We start from the raw sequence: 16,176 nt of genomic DNA, 5'->3' as shown, positions 1-16,176 counted from the left end.
TGCAGACGGCGCCTGCAGCGAGCGCATAAAAAGAGAACGCGGGGCGCCCGAATCATTTCGGACGCCCCGCCCCAAACTATCTACGAAGTAGACTAGCAGTCGATAACGTGGAGGTCATGCGGGGTCTTGGTGAAGGGCTCGTAGCCGTTCTCGGTGACCACGCCGTAGTCCTCCAAGCGCACGCCGCCCACACCGGGCAGGTACACGCCGGGCTCCATGGTAATAACCGAGCCAACTTCGATGATGTTCTTGCTACGGTTGAAGTTGGGCAGCTCGTGGATGTCGATACCGACGCCGTGGCCCAGGCCATGGTTGTAGTAATCGCCATAACCGGCATCCCCGATAATCTTCTTAGAAAGCTTGAAGATGTCGTTGCCCTCGACGCCCGGATGGATGGCGGCGACGCACTCCTCGTGCGTACGGCGCACGAGCGCGTACAGGTCGAGCTGCTCCTGGGTAGGCTCGCCCATCACGACGGTACGCGTCATATCGGAGCGGTAGTCGCAATAGCCCGCGCCGTAATCCATGAGGACGAAGTCGCCCTTCTCGATCACGCGGTCACTCGGGACGGCGTGCGGGTTCGCAGTGTTGGGACCGCTCGCGACGATGGAACCAAAGGCCAAGCTGTCGGCGCCGTTGGCGAACATAAAGTTCTCAAGCTCGTTGCGAACCTGCTTCTCGGTCATACCAGGCTTAATAAAGCCGAGCATATGCTGGAAGGCGGCGTCGGTGATCGACTGTGCGTGGCGCATGAGCTCGATCTCCTCGGCATCCTTGACGGCGCGCATCTTACGGATATCGTCGTGCATCAGCGGCAGCATGCAAGCGACGGAGCGGTCCTCCAGGCCGCGCTGAATGCCCTGGTAGAAGTTAATCTGCATATCGTCCTCGACAGCGCAGACGCGGCACTTGTTGGCCGCGATCTTGCCGGCGACCCAACCGGGGATGGTGCCCTCGTCCATGTCGTAGACCCAGGGACTGCCGGCGGGCGTGTTCTCCTCAAAGCTGTTGAGATAGCGCGAATCGGTATGGAACAGGCACTGGTCAGCCGTAATAAACGCCGCGTGCGGAAACTCGAAGGTGTAATCGAAGACGCCCTTCACGCCCGTAAGCCAACGAAGATTTGCCTCGTCGCGTACCACGATGGCGTCGTAGCCACGCTCGACCATCAGGGCACGGACACGCTCGATACGACCGGCAGGACCGGCAGCAAACTCAGACATGCAGATTCCTTTCTTGTTGTCGTCACATACAGACGGGACGGGCTCAATCAGCGTACGAAAACGCAAGCGATTCGTAACCGATTGAAAACCCGTCCCTCAACATGATACGAAAGACGATGGATGTCAATAAATCTTAGAGAAGTTCCTTACGAGAAGCCAGATACGCCTGGGCATGGCGCTCGAGAACCTCGTCCTCCACGCTGGTCAAACGTATAGCGCCAAGCGCCGCGGGCAACGGCAGCATGCTACGGTTCGAGCGCGCAAACTGCTGCCTGCGGAACTCCTCGACAAACGCGGTAGGCTCCAGGTCGAAGGCAAGTTCCTCGATGTCAAAGTCCTCCAGGCAGTCATCGACATCAAACACATAGTCGATATCGAAGTCGCAGGCATCATGTGCTAGGCGTGCCTCAAAGCGCATGCCCTCGGACAACAGCTGGTAGGCAGGGATCCGCGAAGCGGCATCTCCCAAGCAGGCGCGCAGGGTGCGTTCCCCCGTCTTGCCAAAATCGAGCGCATGGCGAGCGCTCGGGTTCGTGGCCATCAATACGTCCTTGCGGGCAGTCTGAGACCATTGAACGGCATTGACGAGCGCGACCTCCTCACCCGCGAGAATCTCGGGGACGGTCTCAGTAAACTGATTCCAGCGAGACTTGCTGCTGGAGAGCATGGTGCCCACGAGCACGGCATAACCGCGCTTGAGCTCCTCAGGATCCACATCGCGGACAAGATCGAGGTCGCACACGACCAGGCCCGGTTCGGGACGAAACGCGATAGCGGGAAGCGCATTCGCCGACGAAGCGACGAGCGGCTTCATGGTCGTCGCGACCGTGAGCATGGCGTCGAAGGTCGTCGGCAGCAGCGCGCACTCGGTTCGGCCACACCACTGGTTGGCGCACCAGCTAACGACCGAGCAGGTCGCCGTGTCGCCGACGGCGACAACGAGATCGTCACAGGTAATGACGTTAGCCGACAGGGCGCCAAAGACGGTATCGGCATCGGCCAGCGTGGCACCGGCAGGCGAAACCTCGAGGACGAGCAGCGACACGGCAAAGCCGGCGTCGACCAACGCATGCTCAACGACCTCGCCAAAACGCTCTGACGTGGCGGTGTTCCAAACGACCATCGCACGCTTAGGCTTGCCCACGGCCGAGGCAAACATACGCGACAGCTCATCGAACGCGCCCAATCCGACACGGACATCGACGCTGCGGTTTTGGAAATTGATCAGTTGACGGCGAATCATAGCAGTCCACGCTCCAAAAGCATCTCGGCACAAAGGTAGGAAACGTCCTCGAAGGACTTGTTGCGAATATCAAGGGTAAGGTCGGCGGCCTGGCGATACAGCGGACGGCGATGCTCAAACAGGCGCGCGGCATGCTCGGGCGAGCGGAAATCGGGGCGCGTGTCGCACCGACGAATCTGGCGCAACGAGTCCTCGAAGTCGCCCTCGAGGTACACGCACGTACCCATTTCGTGCATCAGTTTAATGTTCACTGGCGTCTCGACGATGCCACCCCCGCACGATACCAGCAGGCTGCGCTCGCTTTGAAGCGAACGGAGTGCCGAGGTCTCGAGCTCGCGAAAACGATCCTCGCCCTCGGTCTCAAAAATCTCGGTAACCGACTTGCCGCATCGACGCACGACCAGGCGGTCGGTATCGATAAAACGCCGCTTGAACATGGTGCCGACGTTGCGCGCGAGCGTCGATTTGCCCGCGCCCAAAAAGCCGATAAAGAAGATATGGTCGCAGCCGTGTTTGATGTGCTGGGACATAGAGAGACCTATTCCTCGCAGGGAAGGTCGCGCAGGGCCCGGCGCTCAAAGATACGGAAGATCTGCGTGTACCACAGGTCCTGGGTTGCTTGCGGCTTGACCAGGATGGTATCGACGCCGGCAAAGTTGCCGCTCCACACGTCCGTGTAGAGCTGATCACCGATCAGCACCGCCTCATCGGCAGTGGCGCCGAGGCGCTTAAGACCCGCCTTGAGGGCAAACGGAGCCGGCTTCATAGCGTGGCTGATGGCCTCGAGCCCCAACTCGCGTGCAGAGCTCATGACCTGGTCGCGATGCCAGTTGTTGGACACCATGCACAGCTTAAAGCCTTTGGCACGGGCGGCATCGAGCCAAGCGGAAACCGCGGCGGGAACCTGCTCGGTATCGCGCGGCACCAGGGTGTTATCGCGATCGAGCAGAATGGCGCGTTTGCCGTCGGCCCACAGGGTATCAAGGTCGATGCGATCGACCGAGGCAACGTATCGTTTGGGGCTAAAAATCCTCATGCTAATTCCAAGACTGTTGATGTTCTTCGTAGGTTTGCGAGAAATACTCCTCGTCCTGTGTAATGTAGAAATACAGGTCATCGGAGTCGGTCGGCTCAAGGGTGGCCTTGAGCGCCTCGAGCGACGGAGAACAGATGGGCGTGGGCGGCAGGCCCTCGTGCTTATAGGTGTTATACGGGCTATCGCTCTGCAGGTCGTCGGCGGTAACCTCGCCGCCGGTAACATACATCATGGTCGCATCGCTGTTGAGATAACGCAGACCGTCAAGCTTACCGGCAAGGCGGTTGTAGAAGACCGAGGCCACGTGCGACCGTTGATCGGCGTTGAGACCCTCGCGCTCAACGATAGAGGCAAGGTTAACGATGTCGTAATCGGACATCTCCACACCGTAGCGCTCCTTGATCTTGGCCTCGCAGCTGGCAAAGTCAAGCGACTTGTACTCGGTCTTAAACTGATCGAGCATGGCGCGAATCACTTCATCGGCCGTCGGCGAATCGCCCAGCGAATAGGTCTTGGGGAACAAGAAGCCCTCGAGCGAATCGTTTGCAGCACCCCTAAGGAAGCTATAATCGTCCACGTAGTTGGAGGCCTTGGCCTGGTTGAGGAAGTCTTCCTTAGAGATGCTGTCGTAGGCCTGGGCCACACGGCCGGCGACTTGATCGACCGTCAAGCCCTCGGGAATCGTCAGCGCATTGGAGCCCGCGTTGGGGCCTTCCATGAGTTGCTGCACCACCTTAGTCGTATCCATGAGCGTGGTGAACGAATAAGTGCCGGGCTTAAGCGACATATCGGCGCTGAGCTTTTTTACCGCCGCATAGTAATCCTTGGGATTTTCGACGATATGATTCTCGGAAAGAATCGAGGCGATCGTATCGCCCGAAGCACCGTCGGGAATGGTCACCGTAACCTGTTGACCAGCCGTGACCTTCGAATCCTCGCCGGCAAAGAAGCCCTTGACGGCTGGCACGACAAAGAACACGATCGCGACAAGCGCAAGCACGGCGACGACGCCACCGATAATCATAGGCACCGGGGAGCTTTTCTTTTGGGAACCACGGCGGGCGTGCGTGTTATAGCTCGATCGCGTGGCCGGAGCAACGCCGTGCGAGCCATGAGCGTGATGCGAATGCGATTGGGGGGCCTGCGTTCGCTGGATAGGTGCCTGCTGCTTAAAGCGGGTACCGCCTGCAGGCTGGGCCGTACGAGCAGTGGGCTGCTGACCCGTCCGCTGAGCAGGTTGGGCCGAACGAGAGGAGGACTGCACCGGGCGCGCGGCAGACTGAGCTGCGCGCTGTGTCGGCTGTGCCGGACGCTGGCCAGGTTGGGTAGGGCGCGGCACAGGCTGTCGTGTACGAATCGGCTGGCGCGGATCGGAAGCGCTAGGCATGCGAGACCTCCTCGTTTTTACGATCAAGCCACGTCTGCAAAAACAGGCTAGCGGCAATCATGTCAATCTTGCCCCTCATCTGCTTTTCGTTGAGTCCCTGCTCGCGCAAGATGCGCTTGGCCTCTTGCGAGGACAGACGCTCGTCCTCAAACTCCAGCGGAAGTTCGAGCTCGTCGGCAATCTTTTGCGCTACGGCGGCGACGCGCTCGGCCTGAGGGCCGGGCTCACCGGCCATAGTCAAGGGACGCCCGCTTACCAGGATATCGGGCTCATAGTCCTCGACCAGGTAGCGAAACGTCTTGGCCATACCGGTGACCTCGGCAGCCGGAAGCACCTTGACAGGCATTGCCATCTTGCCATCACGGCTTGAGACGGCAATACCGATCCTAGTCTCCCCTATGTCCAGCGCGAGCGCGACCACAGCGACTACTTAGGTTCTTAGGCGCCGAGCGCGGTCTTGGCGACCGCGAGGGCATCGGCGATACCGGCAGCGTTCTTGCCACCGGCCTGGGCCATGTTGGGACGACCGCCACCGCGACCATCGACCAGGCCCGCGATCTGCTTGATCACGTTGCCGGCGTGGAAACCGGCCTTCACAGCGTCATCGGAGCCGGCGGCGAGCAGGGCCGGGGTGCCCTTCTCGGTAACGCTGGCAACTACGCAGGCGACGGGGCCGGCAACCTTCTGGTGCACGGTATCCCAGACGTTGCGCAGGTCTGCGGCCTCGAGACCCTGGAGCTCAGCGACGACGAGCTTGTAGCCATTCAGCTCGACAGCGCCGTCGATGGCGCTGGAAATGGCGTCGGAGGAGCCACCGGTCAGAGCCTTCTTGAGCTTGTTAGAAGTCTCGCGCAGCTCGGCCTGCAGGTTCTCCACGCGGGCGGGAACCTCGTCGACGTGGCACTTGAGCGCAGCGGCGGCAGCGTCGACGAGCGCCAGGCGGTCGGCCATGTAATCGAGAGCGCCCTTGGAGGTCACGGCCTCGATACGGCGGACGTTCGAGCCCGTGGAGGACTCGGAAATGATCTTGAACAGACCGATCTCGGCGGTATTGGCGGCATGCGTACCTCCGCAGAGCTCGCGGGAGAACGGCTGATCCTCGGCGCCCACGGAGACGACGCGGACGACGTCTCCGTACTTCTCGCCAAACAGGGCGACAGCGCCGGCGGCCTTGGCCTCATCGATGCCCATGACGCGGGTCACGACCGGCTTGGAAGCGAAAATCTGCTGGTTGACCAGGTCCTCGACAGCCTTGAGCTGCTCGGAAGACAGAGCCTCGAAGTGCGTGAAGTCAAAGCGCAGGTGCTCGGGCGTCACCAGCGAGCCGGCCTGGGAGACATGCTCGCCTAGGACCTGCTTAAGCGCGGCGTCGAGCAGGTGGGTGGCGGTGTGGTTACGGCGCAGGAAACCACGGCGCTCGGCGTCGAGCGCGGCGGTCACGGTAGCACCGACGGTCAGCGTGCCCTCGGCAACGTGCGCGACGTGAGCATACAGGCCATTGTGGTTCTTGGTGTCGGCAACAGTCAGAACAACGCCCTCGGCGGAAAGCTTGCCGGCGTCGCCCTGCTGGCCACCCATCTCGGCGTAGAACGGAGTGCGGTCGAGCACGACCTCAACATCCTCGCCGGCGGCAGCGGACTCGACGGACTCGCCGTTGCGCACGATGGCGACAACCTTGGCGCCCTCAATCACATCGTTGTCGTAACCGTCGAACTCGGTCGCGGCAACCTTGTCGGAAAGCTCGACCCACACGTCGTTGAAGCTGCCCCAGGCGTCGCCCTTGGCATTGGCGCGAGCGCGGGCCTTCTGGTCCTCCATGCAAGCGGTAAAGCCATCCATGTCGACGTCGTGACCGGCGGTGCCGGCGATCTCGACAGTCAGGTCAATGGGGAAACCAAAGGTGTCGTGAAGCTTAAAGGCAACATCGCCCGGAAGGACAGCGCCGTCGGCGAGCGCGGCCAGGGCCTCGTCCAGGTAAACGCGGCCGTTGTCGAGCGTCGTTGAGAAACGCTCCTCCTCGGAGGCGACGATGCCCTTAACGAGCGCGACGTTCTTGAGCAGCTCGGGATAAGCCTCGCCCATCTGAGCGTTGACCTCGTCGATAAACTTGGTCAGGAAGGCGCCCTCGATGCCCAGCAGACGACCGTGGAACACGGCACGACGGAGCAGGCGGCGCAGGACGTACTCGCGACCCTCGTTACCGGGCAGGACGCCGTCGGAGATCATAAAGTCAACGGCACGGGAGTGGTCGGCGATGATGCGCAGGGAGCGGCTGGCACCGGAGTAATCGTCGGCGTCATAGGTCTTGCCGCTGATCTTCTCACCGAGCTTGATGAGGTGCTGCATCAGATCGCCGTCGTAGTTAGCGGTCTTGTGCTGCATGATAGCGGCCATGCGCTCCAGACCCATGCCCGTATCGAGGTTGCGGTGCGGCAGCTCCGGCATGGAGCCGTCCTCCTGGCGGTCGTACTGGGTAAACACGAGGTTCCAGAACTCAAGGAAGCGGTCACAGTCGCAGCCAGGCTTGCAGTCGGGGCTGCCGCAACCGACCTCCTCGCCCATGTCAAAGTAGATCTCGGAGCACGGACCGCAGGGGCCGGTGGGGCCAGCGGCCCAGAAGTTGTCGTCCTCGCCCAGGCGGGAGATGTGATCCTCGGCAACGCCCAGAGAGCGCCACACATCGTGGGTCTCGTCGTCTTCGGTAAAGACGGTGAAGTACAGGCGGTCGAGCGGCAGCTTGAACTCCTTGGTGATGAGCTCAAAAGCCCAAGCGCAGGCCTGCTGCTTGGAGATGCCGCCAAAGGAGAAGTCGCCGAGCATCTCAAAGAAGGACAGGTGACGGCCGTCCTCACCGATGCAGTCGATGTCGTTGGTGCGGACACACTTCTGGCAGGAGATCGCGCCGATCTCCTTCATGGTCTTCTTGCCCTGGTAGTACTCCTTAAACTGGTTCATGCCTGCGTTGGCAAGCAGCAGCGAAGGATCGTCGGGGACGAGGGACGAAGAAGGATAGAGCTTAAGACCGCGCTCCTCAAAGAAGTTGAGGAACTTGGAGCGAATCTCGGCCGTAGTCATTGACGGGTAGTCAGCACTCATAGAGGGAATCTCCTCAGTTTCACATCGAAACAGTTCAAACGTAACGATATTACCATCCCACCGCGCCTGTGCAAAAAAGAGGGCCGCCAAACAGCGACCCTCCAGCGAAAGTGCACGTTATTTAGGTCTGTCAAATACTTTGAAAAAAAATGATTTCGGTAAAATTTCATATAAGAATCGTCCGGAAGGAGCGATCGATGAATAGCAAACGGTTTGTCGTGAATGCACTAACCTCAGTAGCCCTTTTAGCAATCTTCGCTTACTCGAGCTGGTATGTGAACCAGCCGAGATTTGGCTACGCATTGTACGCAGTAACATCTGGCGATAAAGCGTATTACACCCTAAGCGCAATTGACGCCATCTTTTTCTATGTGGCTGGCCCCTTATCAATCGCTTTGATCGCGTTTCTTGTCATTTACAACTTCAAGAAACGTTAATGGGACCTATTTAGCATCCGAATCGTCCATGGAGCCGTCGATGCCGGTTTTGGTGTCGTCCGTATTGGAATCGTCATCCCTGGCGAAGGGGTTCTTGAAAAAACCGGTCGCGTCGGGCTGCAGGCCTGAGAGCTTAATCCAGGGATTATCGAGCTCGGGCTTGGGCATTGCCTGGGCCTCGGGCGCGGTCTCGTTGCCGATGAGTTCGGACTCGTAGATGAACGTATCGTCGCCAAGCGCGTCGTAGGCGGCGACCGGGTTGCCATCGGCATCGCGGTACGGCGTGCCCTTAAACACGGCGCCGTCATAGGCCACGAGCTGGCGGCCGGTCTCATTCTCGAAGTAGTACACGAAGATACCCTTGAGGGCCGCGCACAGCGGAATAGCGATAACCATGCCGATGGGACCCATGAGTGCCGAACCGATAACGAGGGCCGTAAGGCTCATGACGGGATGCACCTGCACCGAGCTCTGCATGACCTTAGGCGAAATCACGTTATCGGTGACGTTTTGTGCGACCATCGTCACGATGAGCGTCCATAACGCCAACATGGGGCTGAACATAAAGCCGAGTACCGTAGCGATTGCTGCGCTCACCCAGGGACCGACGACCGGAACCAAATGCATGATGCCGGTAAAGATAGCCATGAGCGCCGCATACGGATGGCCGATGATCATAAAACCGATAAAGGCAAGGAAGCCACCGCAGATGGACGTCACGACCATGCCGCGCATATAGCCGCCGACCGAGCGTGAAAGGATGGCAACCATAAAGCGGTACGAGGTCTCTTTTTCCTGTCCGATGATGGTGCAGACCTCGTGGTGCATGCGGGGATAATCGCAGGCAAGCCAGTAGGCAAGCACCAGACCCAGGAAGATGACGAACAGCTGCGAGGCCGTGTTGGTAATGAGCGGAAACACACCGCGGCCGAGCTCGGCAGCGATTTGCGAGACGTACTTGGACGCTACGGTAACCAGCGAAGAAAGATTGTCGTCCAGATACTCCTTGAGCGGAGTGTTGTTGAGCGTCTTGGCGTGCGAGAGCATCTCGTTGAGATCGCCACCCGCAACACGAAGCTGCTCGGGCAGGCGGCTCAGGACTTCCATGATTTGACCGAGCAAAATAGGCGAGAGGATGCAGACGACGCCGACGAGCACGGCAACAACCACAATGAGCGCGATGAGCGAACCGAGGCCACGTCCGACGCCGTGATGCTCGAGCCAGTTGGTGATCGGGGACATCACAAAAGCAATAATGGAGCCGACGGCGAGAAACTCGATAACCGGTGCCAGGATGCCCATAAGGTTAAAGATGACAGCAGCAATAACAATGCAGCCGACAACAGCCCAAATGCGCAGCGTCAGAATGCGGGTGCCGCGCAGCGCGCGATCGGTTTGCTGGGGGCGCTCACTCATGAACGAATCATCACTCCGTCGGGGTCGATCTTGTCCTGCATCTTCTTAAGCGTGCGGCGCAGCAGACGCGAAACCTGCACCTGAGAAATACCCAGCTTCTTGGCGATCTCGATCTGGGTCATGCCCTTCACGAAGCGCAGCTCGATCACCTCGCGCTCGCGCGGCGAGAAATCGCGAATGGCCTCCTCAATCACCAAGCGGTCATCGGTAAAGTCGAGTTCATTGTCCTCGTCGGCATAACGGTCGAGAATCGAAGGCGAATCGTCGGAATCAGATGTACCGGGAGCCTCGATAGGCACCGAGGTATAGGCCGAAGACGATTCCATAGCCTCGAGGACCTCGTCGACAGTCACATCTAGATACTCAGCGATCTCCTCAACCTTGGGCGAACGCTGCAGCTCGTTGGTAAGTTTGTCAGTAGCCTGGTTGACCTTGGCCGAGAGCTCCTGCAGACGACGCGGCACGCGTACGCTCCAGCCCTTGTCGCGGAAATGGCGTTTGATCTCACCCAGGATAGTGGGTGTCGCAAACGTCGTGAACTCAAGTCCGCGTTCAGGGTCAAAGCGGTCGATAGCCTTGAGCAAACCCAGATAGCCGACCTGCAAAAGGTCATCGAGTGGCTCGCCGCGATTCTTAAATTTGTTGGCAAGAAACCTTACCAGGTTCATATGGGACATGACGAGCTGCTCGCGGGCGTCCGGATCACCGGTCTCCTTGTAGCGGCGAAACAGCTCGCGGGTTTTCTCCTTATCCCAAGCGGTCTTGCCGCTCCGGGAACGTTCGGTCATATTAGATATCCGCCTTGAGGTCGAGGGAAAGCGTCAGGGGCGCCGCGGTCTTTTCGTAGGAGTCGCACACGCTTGCAAGGATGAGCTCGGCATACACCGCAGCCTGGTCGTCTTCATCGACAGTCGCCTGATCGCCAAAGGTAAAGGTCATGCCCACGTGCGATTCGTCGACATCGAATTTGATCGAGATATCGTCGGAATCAACAGCCGTGCAGCCAAAGATGAAGGCTTCCTCGGCAGCCATGCGGATGTCCTCGATGCGATCGACAGACATGGAGCACAGGGCACCAACGTTGGCCGCCGTCATGCGCACAAGGCGAGCGAGACGCGGGTCGCCGGCAACGGTAAGCGTGATGGGGCAGGTTGCTTCGCTACTCATCTCAGGACTCCTCAGAGGTCTCGGCGGGCGTATAGGTGTAATACTGAGCCGGCCTGGCTACAGACTTGTGAGCCGCATCTGCGCCATCGGCGGCCTCGTCCTCGCCAATTAGGACGCGCTCGGTGGGCTGCTCGGCCTCCGCAGCGGCAGCGGCGAGCTTGCGCTCGGCGTCAGCTGCAGGTGCCTTCACCTTATCGAACAGCTTCTGCACGGCACCGGCGGCAGAATCGGTCACGCTCGACACGGCGTTGCTGGCCTCGGCCATACTGCCCGTGACCTCGGAAATGTCGCGAACGACGGCCTCAACCTCAACGAGGTTGGACGTCAGGGCGTCAACGGCGGTCTTGCTCGACTTAAGCAGCGGCTCAATCTGGGCAAGTGCCGGTGCAAGCTCGTCGACAGCGCCGTCGAGTTTTGCCACCACCGGCTGCGCCTCGGCGATAGTGTTGTTGAGGTCGGTTACGGTCTTATCGAGCGAGTCGACAACGGTGCGGGTCTTGCGCAGCGTGAGCGCGAGCTCAGCGATAGCCCACACGCCGGCAATGGCAAGCACCAGCAGGGCAATTTGAATGGGACTCATACAAGCCTCCCGGAAAAATCGAAATACAGACGCTGTTCATGGTACCCCAAAGAAGGGGAAAGATACCCAAAGGGAATGTGCGAGGTGCCGATGACCTACTTGGGCGCGTTACCGCTACGGTCACGTTCGCTTTGCTCCACACGCCACTCTTCCCAACCGCGGCCGGCAGGCTGCCAAAAGGCACCATGTTCCAGGCCGTCGGGCAAGTAGCGCTGATCGACCCAGCCTTCGGGATAATCGTGCGGATACTTGTAAACGCCGTACTCATCGCTACCAGGGCGATGGCGATCGCGTAGGTAACTGGGCACCTCGCGAAGACCACTGCTGTGGATATCGGCTAGCGCCGCATCGATCGAGGCCTCGCACGCATTGGACTTAGGCGCCAAGCACACATAGAGCGCAGCTTGTGCCAGGTTAATGCGACATTCAGGATAGCCAATAACTTCAGCAGATTTAAAGGCAGCATGCGCCACCAAAAGTGCCTGCGGATCGGCATTACCAACGTCCTCAGAAGCCTGAATCATAATGCGGCGGGCGATGAACTTAGGATCCTCGCCCGCATCGATCATGCGCGCGAGCCAATAAATGGTGGCATCGGGGTCGCTGCCGCGCATGGACTTGATGAACGCACTGATAATGTCATAGTGCATGTCGCCGTTTTTGTCATACGAAAAACCGCGACGCGGATTGGCAATCTTCACGTCATCCACGGTAATGGGATAGCGCTCCCCCGCCGCAGGCGCTGGCGTTCCCTCGGTATCGGGACGCGTGACGGCAATCTCGCTCGCAAGCTCGAGCGTCGTGAGCGCCGAGCGAGCGTCGCCGGCGGCCAGCGTGCAGATGGTCTTAACCGTATCCTCATCGGCCGAGAACTTGCCGTTCAGACCCTGCGGCGCCTCGAGCGCACGCTCGATAAGCGTGGCGATATCCTCGTCTTTGAGGTGCTCAAGCTCCACCACGCGACCACGCGAGAGCAATGCCGAGTTGACCTCAAAGTACGGATTCTCCGTCGTGGCGCCGATCATAATGACGGTACGATTCTCGACTGCATGCAACAGGGCATCCTGCTGCGACTTGGAAAAGCGATGAATCTCGTCGATAAACAGGATGGTGCGACGGTCGTAGGTATTCAGGCGCGTCTTTGCCTCGTCAATCACGCGGCGCAGATCCTTCACAGTACCCGTGACGGCGCTGACCTCGACAAACTCGCTCTTGGTATGGTTGGCGATAATGTGGGCCAGCGTCGTCTTGCCCGTACCGGCCGGCCCGTACAGAATCACACTCGACAGCACGTCGTGCTCAATCGCGGCACGCAGCCATGAGCCCTTACCGACGGCCTTTTGCTGGCCCACGTAATCATCGAGCGAATTGGGGCGCATGCGCACCGCGAGCGGCGCATTTCTAAAGGAACGCTCGCGCGTCGAGGCAGAAAAAAGGTCGTCCATAGCCATCCCGTGCATCAATCAAAATCGTTGTTGACCAACAGTATACCGAAAGGATACGAACTACCGTTCGTTAATATAGGTGCGGTGCGGAAACTTTAAACCCGGGAACAGCTTGCTCGTAAGCTCGCAGAAATAACCGTCCGTCATGCTCGCGATATAATCCACCACGGCTTGATCCTTGTCGTCCTGCCAGGCATACACGCGATCGTAGTAAGAAAGCTGCTGCTCAATGCGAGAAATATGATGCTTAAAGATGTACGAAGACTCGTCGCCTTCGTTTAAATCCCGCAGGCAACGGTCGTAGAGCTTTTCGAACGCCTCGCGCAGCTCCGCTTCGGAGTCGCCTTCGATGCCGCCCTTGCTATAGATCTTCTCGTAGTTCTCGCGCTTGGCCCGACGGATTTCCTCAAACAGGTCCTCACTCATCTCGATGCGCGGCTTGCCATAGCTGTGCTCGACGATATCGATGGAAGCGTGCGTGAGGATCCAACTGTTGTAGGCACCGCCCCGGCCATCATCAAAAGCGTCGGGCAAAAGCAGGCCCGCCGCGATCGCATCCTGACGGTCACGACCGACGTAGGCGAGGATGTCCGAAATGCGAACGACGCAGCCCTCGAGCGTCATGGGACGCAGGTGCTCAATAGCGCCATAGCCCGTGGCGATACAGTCCTCAACCGTCTGATCGAACTGGTCAAAGGAGCCCATATCCGACAATTCAAACACGCGCTGCTCGTACTCGCCGTTATGGCATAGCACGCCGTCGAGCGTCTGAAGCGATACGTTGCGGCCATACAGGGCATCGAGCACGCGCACCGACTGCACGTTATGGAAAAAGAAGCGACCGGTACGCTCGTGGTAAATATCGTTGAGGAATCGCTCACCGGCATGGCCAAAGGGCGTGTGTCCCAAGTCGTGGCCCAGGCCAATCGCCTCGATCAGATCACAGTTGAGCCCCAAGGCGCGGCCGATATCGCGTGCGATGCGCGAAACAAGCTGCACGTGCAGACCGCGGCGCGACAGGTCGTCGTTGCTGCGAAAACTGAAGACCTGCGTTTTGCCTGCATACCGGGTGTACGCCGGAAGATGAAGTATCTTTTCGGTATCGCGCATAAACGCTGGACGCATAAGCGTACCTTTGTCGGCGACGCGATCAACACGACGAATGACCTGGTCGTCGTTGCAACGATACGGACTGACATAGCCCGAAGCACGATCGGCGGCAATGCGCTCGACAAGTTCGGGCGATAACGCCGAGGGAATACGGTCCATGCGCGCCTTGATGACGGCCGTTTCTTGATTAGTTGCCATGGCATGCTCCTTAAGAAGGATGCGCAATCGGTTACAATGTACAGCCCACGACCTCGATTATGGCAAAAATCGGCACCAAAAACGGGAGCAATGGCAGGGAGCGCGATTTTGTGATGAGGCAGGAGAGGGCAAGGGCCAGGAGCGCGGCGGCAAATGCCACGATGCCACCCATGGGGTCGAGCGTGCAAAGCGCGAAGAGCGCCTTGGCATCTCCCATGCCGATGCCCGGGGTTTGGCGAAGACGACGCCAGAGGGACTCAGTCAGCACGAGAGCAAGATACATGATGACGGCTAGACCCGCGTAGTCAAGCGCTGTGCTCAAACCGACGTCGAGCCAAACGCCCGCAAACGCCGCCACCACGCACGCACCGGCAAGCTCATTCGGGAACCGCCGCTCGCGGGCATCAACCACCGCACCGGCAAAGGCGCAGATCCAAAATGGGATATAGAACATCATGCACCTCCATGAACAGCTGCTCAAAAGCAAAAACCACCACAAAGGTGCCTGTCCCCTTTGTGGTGGTTTTGGTGGTGGTTATTTAGCGCCCTGCATGACCTCGTCGAGGGTAACGCTGACGGCGTGCTGCGTCGGGACCCAGTCGACCTTTAGGAACAGTGCGGCCACCGTGATGGGAATATAGCTGAACATAAAGATCGGGAAGGTAAACAGGTTGGTCACCAGGCGCCACTTTTGAGCGCAGTGAATGTGCTTGTACTCAAAGATGGTCGTGAGCAGCGCCAGGATAAAGAAAGTCTGGTACATCATCGCGAAGGTCATAATGAGCGAGGCGGCACAAGCCTGCATCTCGACTTCGGTAGCCAAGAAGCCGTGCGAGAGTCCGCCCACGATAAGGAACGTCGCGTTGGCTAGCATGGAAATCAGGGACAGAAGCATGCCCGGAGCGATGGTCATAAACATGTCATATGCGGCAAAGCGATGATAGCGGAAGGTCGACTTGACCAGGTGCTTACCATACGTAAAGAACACCTGGTAAAAGCCCTTGGTCCAACGCATACGTTGCTTCCAGGACGCCTTAAACGTCACGGGCTGCTCGTCAAAGAACTCCGCCGGCGCATAGCCAATACGAATGCCGTGAATAGCGCAGAACGTGGTGAACTGAATATCCTCGGTCAGCGTATGGAACTGCCAGCCGTGCATGCCCTCAATAACGCTAGCCGAGATAAGGTAGCCCGAACCCGATACGGCGCAGGACGTCTTGCAGATATTACGTGCGTTATTGAGGAAACGCGCCTCGCGCAGGTACCAAGTGGCGTTGGCAGCCGAGATCCACGAGCTACCAAAGTTTTTGGAGTTGCGGTAGCTTGTGACCACATGGAAGCCCTGGTCAAAGGCGTCATTCATCTTGGAGACGTAATCGCGGGAGATAACGTTGTCGGCGTCGAAAATAAAGTAGCCCTCAAAGGTATCGGGATACTCGTTAAGAATGCGGTCAAAACCAAAGTCCATGACCCAGCTCTTACCCTTACGGGCCAGGTCGTTACGCTCATAGACGATGGCGCCAGCCTCGCGAGCGAGCTGCGCCGTGTTATCGGTGCAGGCATCGGCGACCACAAAGACCTCGATAAGCTCGGACGGATAGTCCTGGTCTTTGATGGAGCGCACGAGATTGGCAATTACCGCCTCCTCGTTATGCGCCGCAATGAAGAAGGCATAGCGATGGAGCTTTTTGGCCTTGGGAGGTGCAACCTCACCGCGCAGGGCGCCAATGACAAAGAAGACGACCTGGTACAGAAAGCAGACCGTGAGCAGCGTAACCACAATCTGGTTAAAGATCACGATGGGCGTGTTGGTTTGTAAAAAGGCGAGCATGCAGGCT

15 protein-coding genes are annotated in these 16,176 nt (G+C 58.9%); all 15 read right to left on the bottom strand.

What is annotated here, in order from left to right; translation table 11 throughout:
- Nucleotides 1–92 precede the first annotated feature (92 nt).
- Complete coding sequence (locus DXD49_RS04000; protein WP_117762923.1) at nt 93–1,223, bottom strand: Xaa-Pro peptidase family protein; 1,131 nt, start codon at nt 1,221–1,223, stop codon at nt 93–95.
- Nucleotides 1,224–1,356: 133 nt separating this feature from the next.
- Entirely contained in the window at nt 1,357–2,466 is a 1,110-nt protein-coding gene (locus DXD49_RS03995; protein WP_117762922.1) for a hypothetical protein, read from the bottom strand.
- Nucleotides 2,463–2,996 (bottom strand): shikimate kinase, encoded by a 534-nt coding sequence (locus DXD49_RS03990; RefSeq protein ID WP_117735064.1) that lies wholly within the window; start codon nt 2,994–2,996, stop codon nt 2,463–2,465. Before DXD49_RS03990 ends, DXD49_RS03995 begins: the two co-directional genes overlap by 4 nt.
- A gap of 8 nt (nt 2,997–3,004) precedes the next feature.
- The gene (locus tag DXD49_RS03985; protein ID WP_117646451.1) at nt 3,005–3,502 is read right to left on the bottom strand and encodes a YqeG family HAD IIIA-type phosphatase; all 498 of its coding nucleotides are present in this window, start codon (nt 3,500–3,502) and stop codon (nt 3,005–3,007) included.
- A gap of 1 nt (nt 3,503) precedes the next feature.
- Nucleotides 3,504–4,526 carry an endolytic transglycosylase MltG gene (gene mltG / locus DXD49_RS03980; RefSeq protein ID WP_117762921.1) on the bottom strand — a complete coding sequence of 341 codons (1,023 nt, stop codon included), beginning with the start codon at nt 4,524–4,526 and terminating at the stop codon, nt 3,504–3,506.
- A gap of 355 nt (nt 4,527–4,881) precedes the next feature.
- Entirely contained in the window at nt 4,882–5,310 is a 429-nt protein-coding gene (gene ruvX, locus DXD49_RS03975; protein WP_089571740.1) for a Holliday junction resolvase RuvX, read from the bottom strand.
- Between the two features lie 17 nt (nt 5,311–5,327).
- Complete coding sequence (alaS, locus tag DXD49_RS03970) at nt 5,328–7,985, bottom strand: alanine--tRNA ligase (RefSeq protein ID WP_117794268.1); 2,658 nt, start codon at nt 7,983–7,985, stop codon at nt 5,328–5,330.
- A 443-nt stretch (nt 7,986–8,428) separates the two neighbouring features.
- Entirely contained in the window at nt 8,429–9,838 is a 1,410-nt protein-coding gene (locus DXD49_RS03960) for an AI-2E family transporter (protein WP_117794267.1), read from the bottom strand.
- The gene (locus DXD49_RS03955) at nt 9,835–10,626 is read right to left on the bottom strand and encodes an RNA polymerase sigma factor SigF (RefSeq protein WP_117794266.1); all 792 of its coding nucleotides are present in this window, start codon (nt 10,624–10,626) and stop codon (nt 9,835–9,837) included. The genes DXD49_RS03960 and DXD49_RS03955 overlap by 4 nt, the downstream gene beginning before the upstream one ends.
- 1 nt (nt 10,627) lies before the next feature.
- On the bottom strand, nt 10,628–11,005 hold the full coding sequence (locus tag DXD49_RS03950) for a hypothetical protein (protein WP_022094590.1): 378 nt from the start codon (nt 11,003–11,005) through the stop codon (nt 10,628–10,630).
- Between the two features lies 1 nt (nt 11,006).
- On the bottom strand, nt 11,007–11,585 hold the full coding sequence (locus tag DXD49_RS03945; protein WP_117794265.1) for a hypothetical protein: 579 nt from the start codon (nt 11,583–11,585) through the stop codon (nt 11,007–11,009).
- Between the two features lie 95 nt (nt 11,586–11,680).
- Complete coding sequence (locus tag DXD49_RS03940; protein ID WP_199406626.1) at nt 11,681–13,030, bottom strand: replication-associated recombination protein A; 1,350 nt, start codon at nt 13,028–13,030, stop codon at nt 11,681–11,683.
- A 60-nt stretch (nt 13,031–13,090) separates the two neighbouring features.
- Complete coding sequence (locus DXD49_RS03935) at nt 13,091–14,338, bottom strand: deoxyguanosinetriphosphate triphosphohydrolase family protein (protein ID WP_117794264.1); 1,248 nt, start codon at nt 14,336–14,338, stop codon at nt 13,091–13,093.
- 31 nt (nt 14,339–14,369) lie between these two features.
- Complete coding sequence (locus DXD49_RS03930) at nt 14,370–14,795, bottom strand: prepilin peptidase (protein ID WP_117794263.1); 426 nt, start codon at nt 14,793–14,795, stop codon at nt 14,370–14,372.
- 78 nt (nt 14,796–14,873) lie between these two features.
- A complete protein-coding gene (locus DXD49_RS03925) occupies nt 14,874–16,169 on the bottom strand; it encodes a glycosyltransferase family 2 protein (RefSeq protein ID WP_089571721.1) in 1,296 nt (431 codons plus the stop codon).
- Nucleotides 16,170–16,176: the final 7 nt, after the last annotated feature.

The sequence above is a fragment of the Collinsella sp. TM05-38 genome (assembly GCF_003466445.1).
Classification (GTDB): Bacteria; Actinomycetota; Coriobacteriia; order Coriobacteriales; family Coriobacteriaceae; genus Collinsella.
This window is presented reverse-complemented; position numbering and strand designations above follow the sequence as displayed.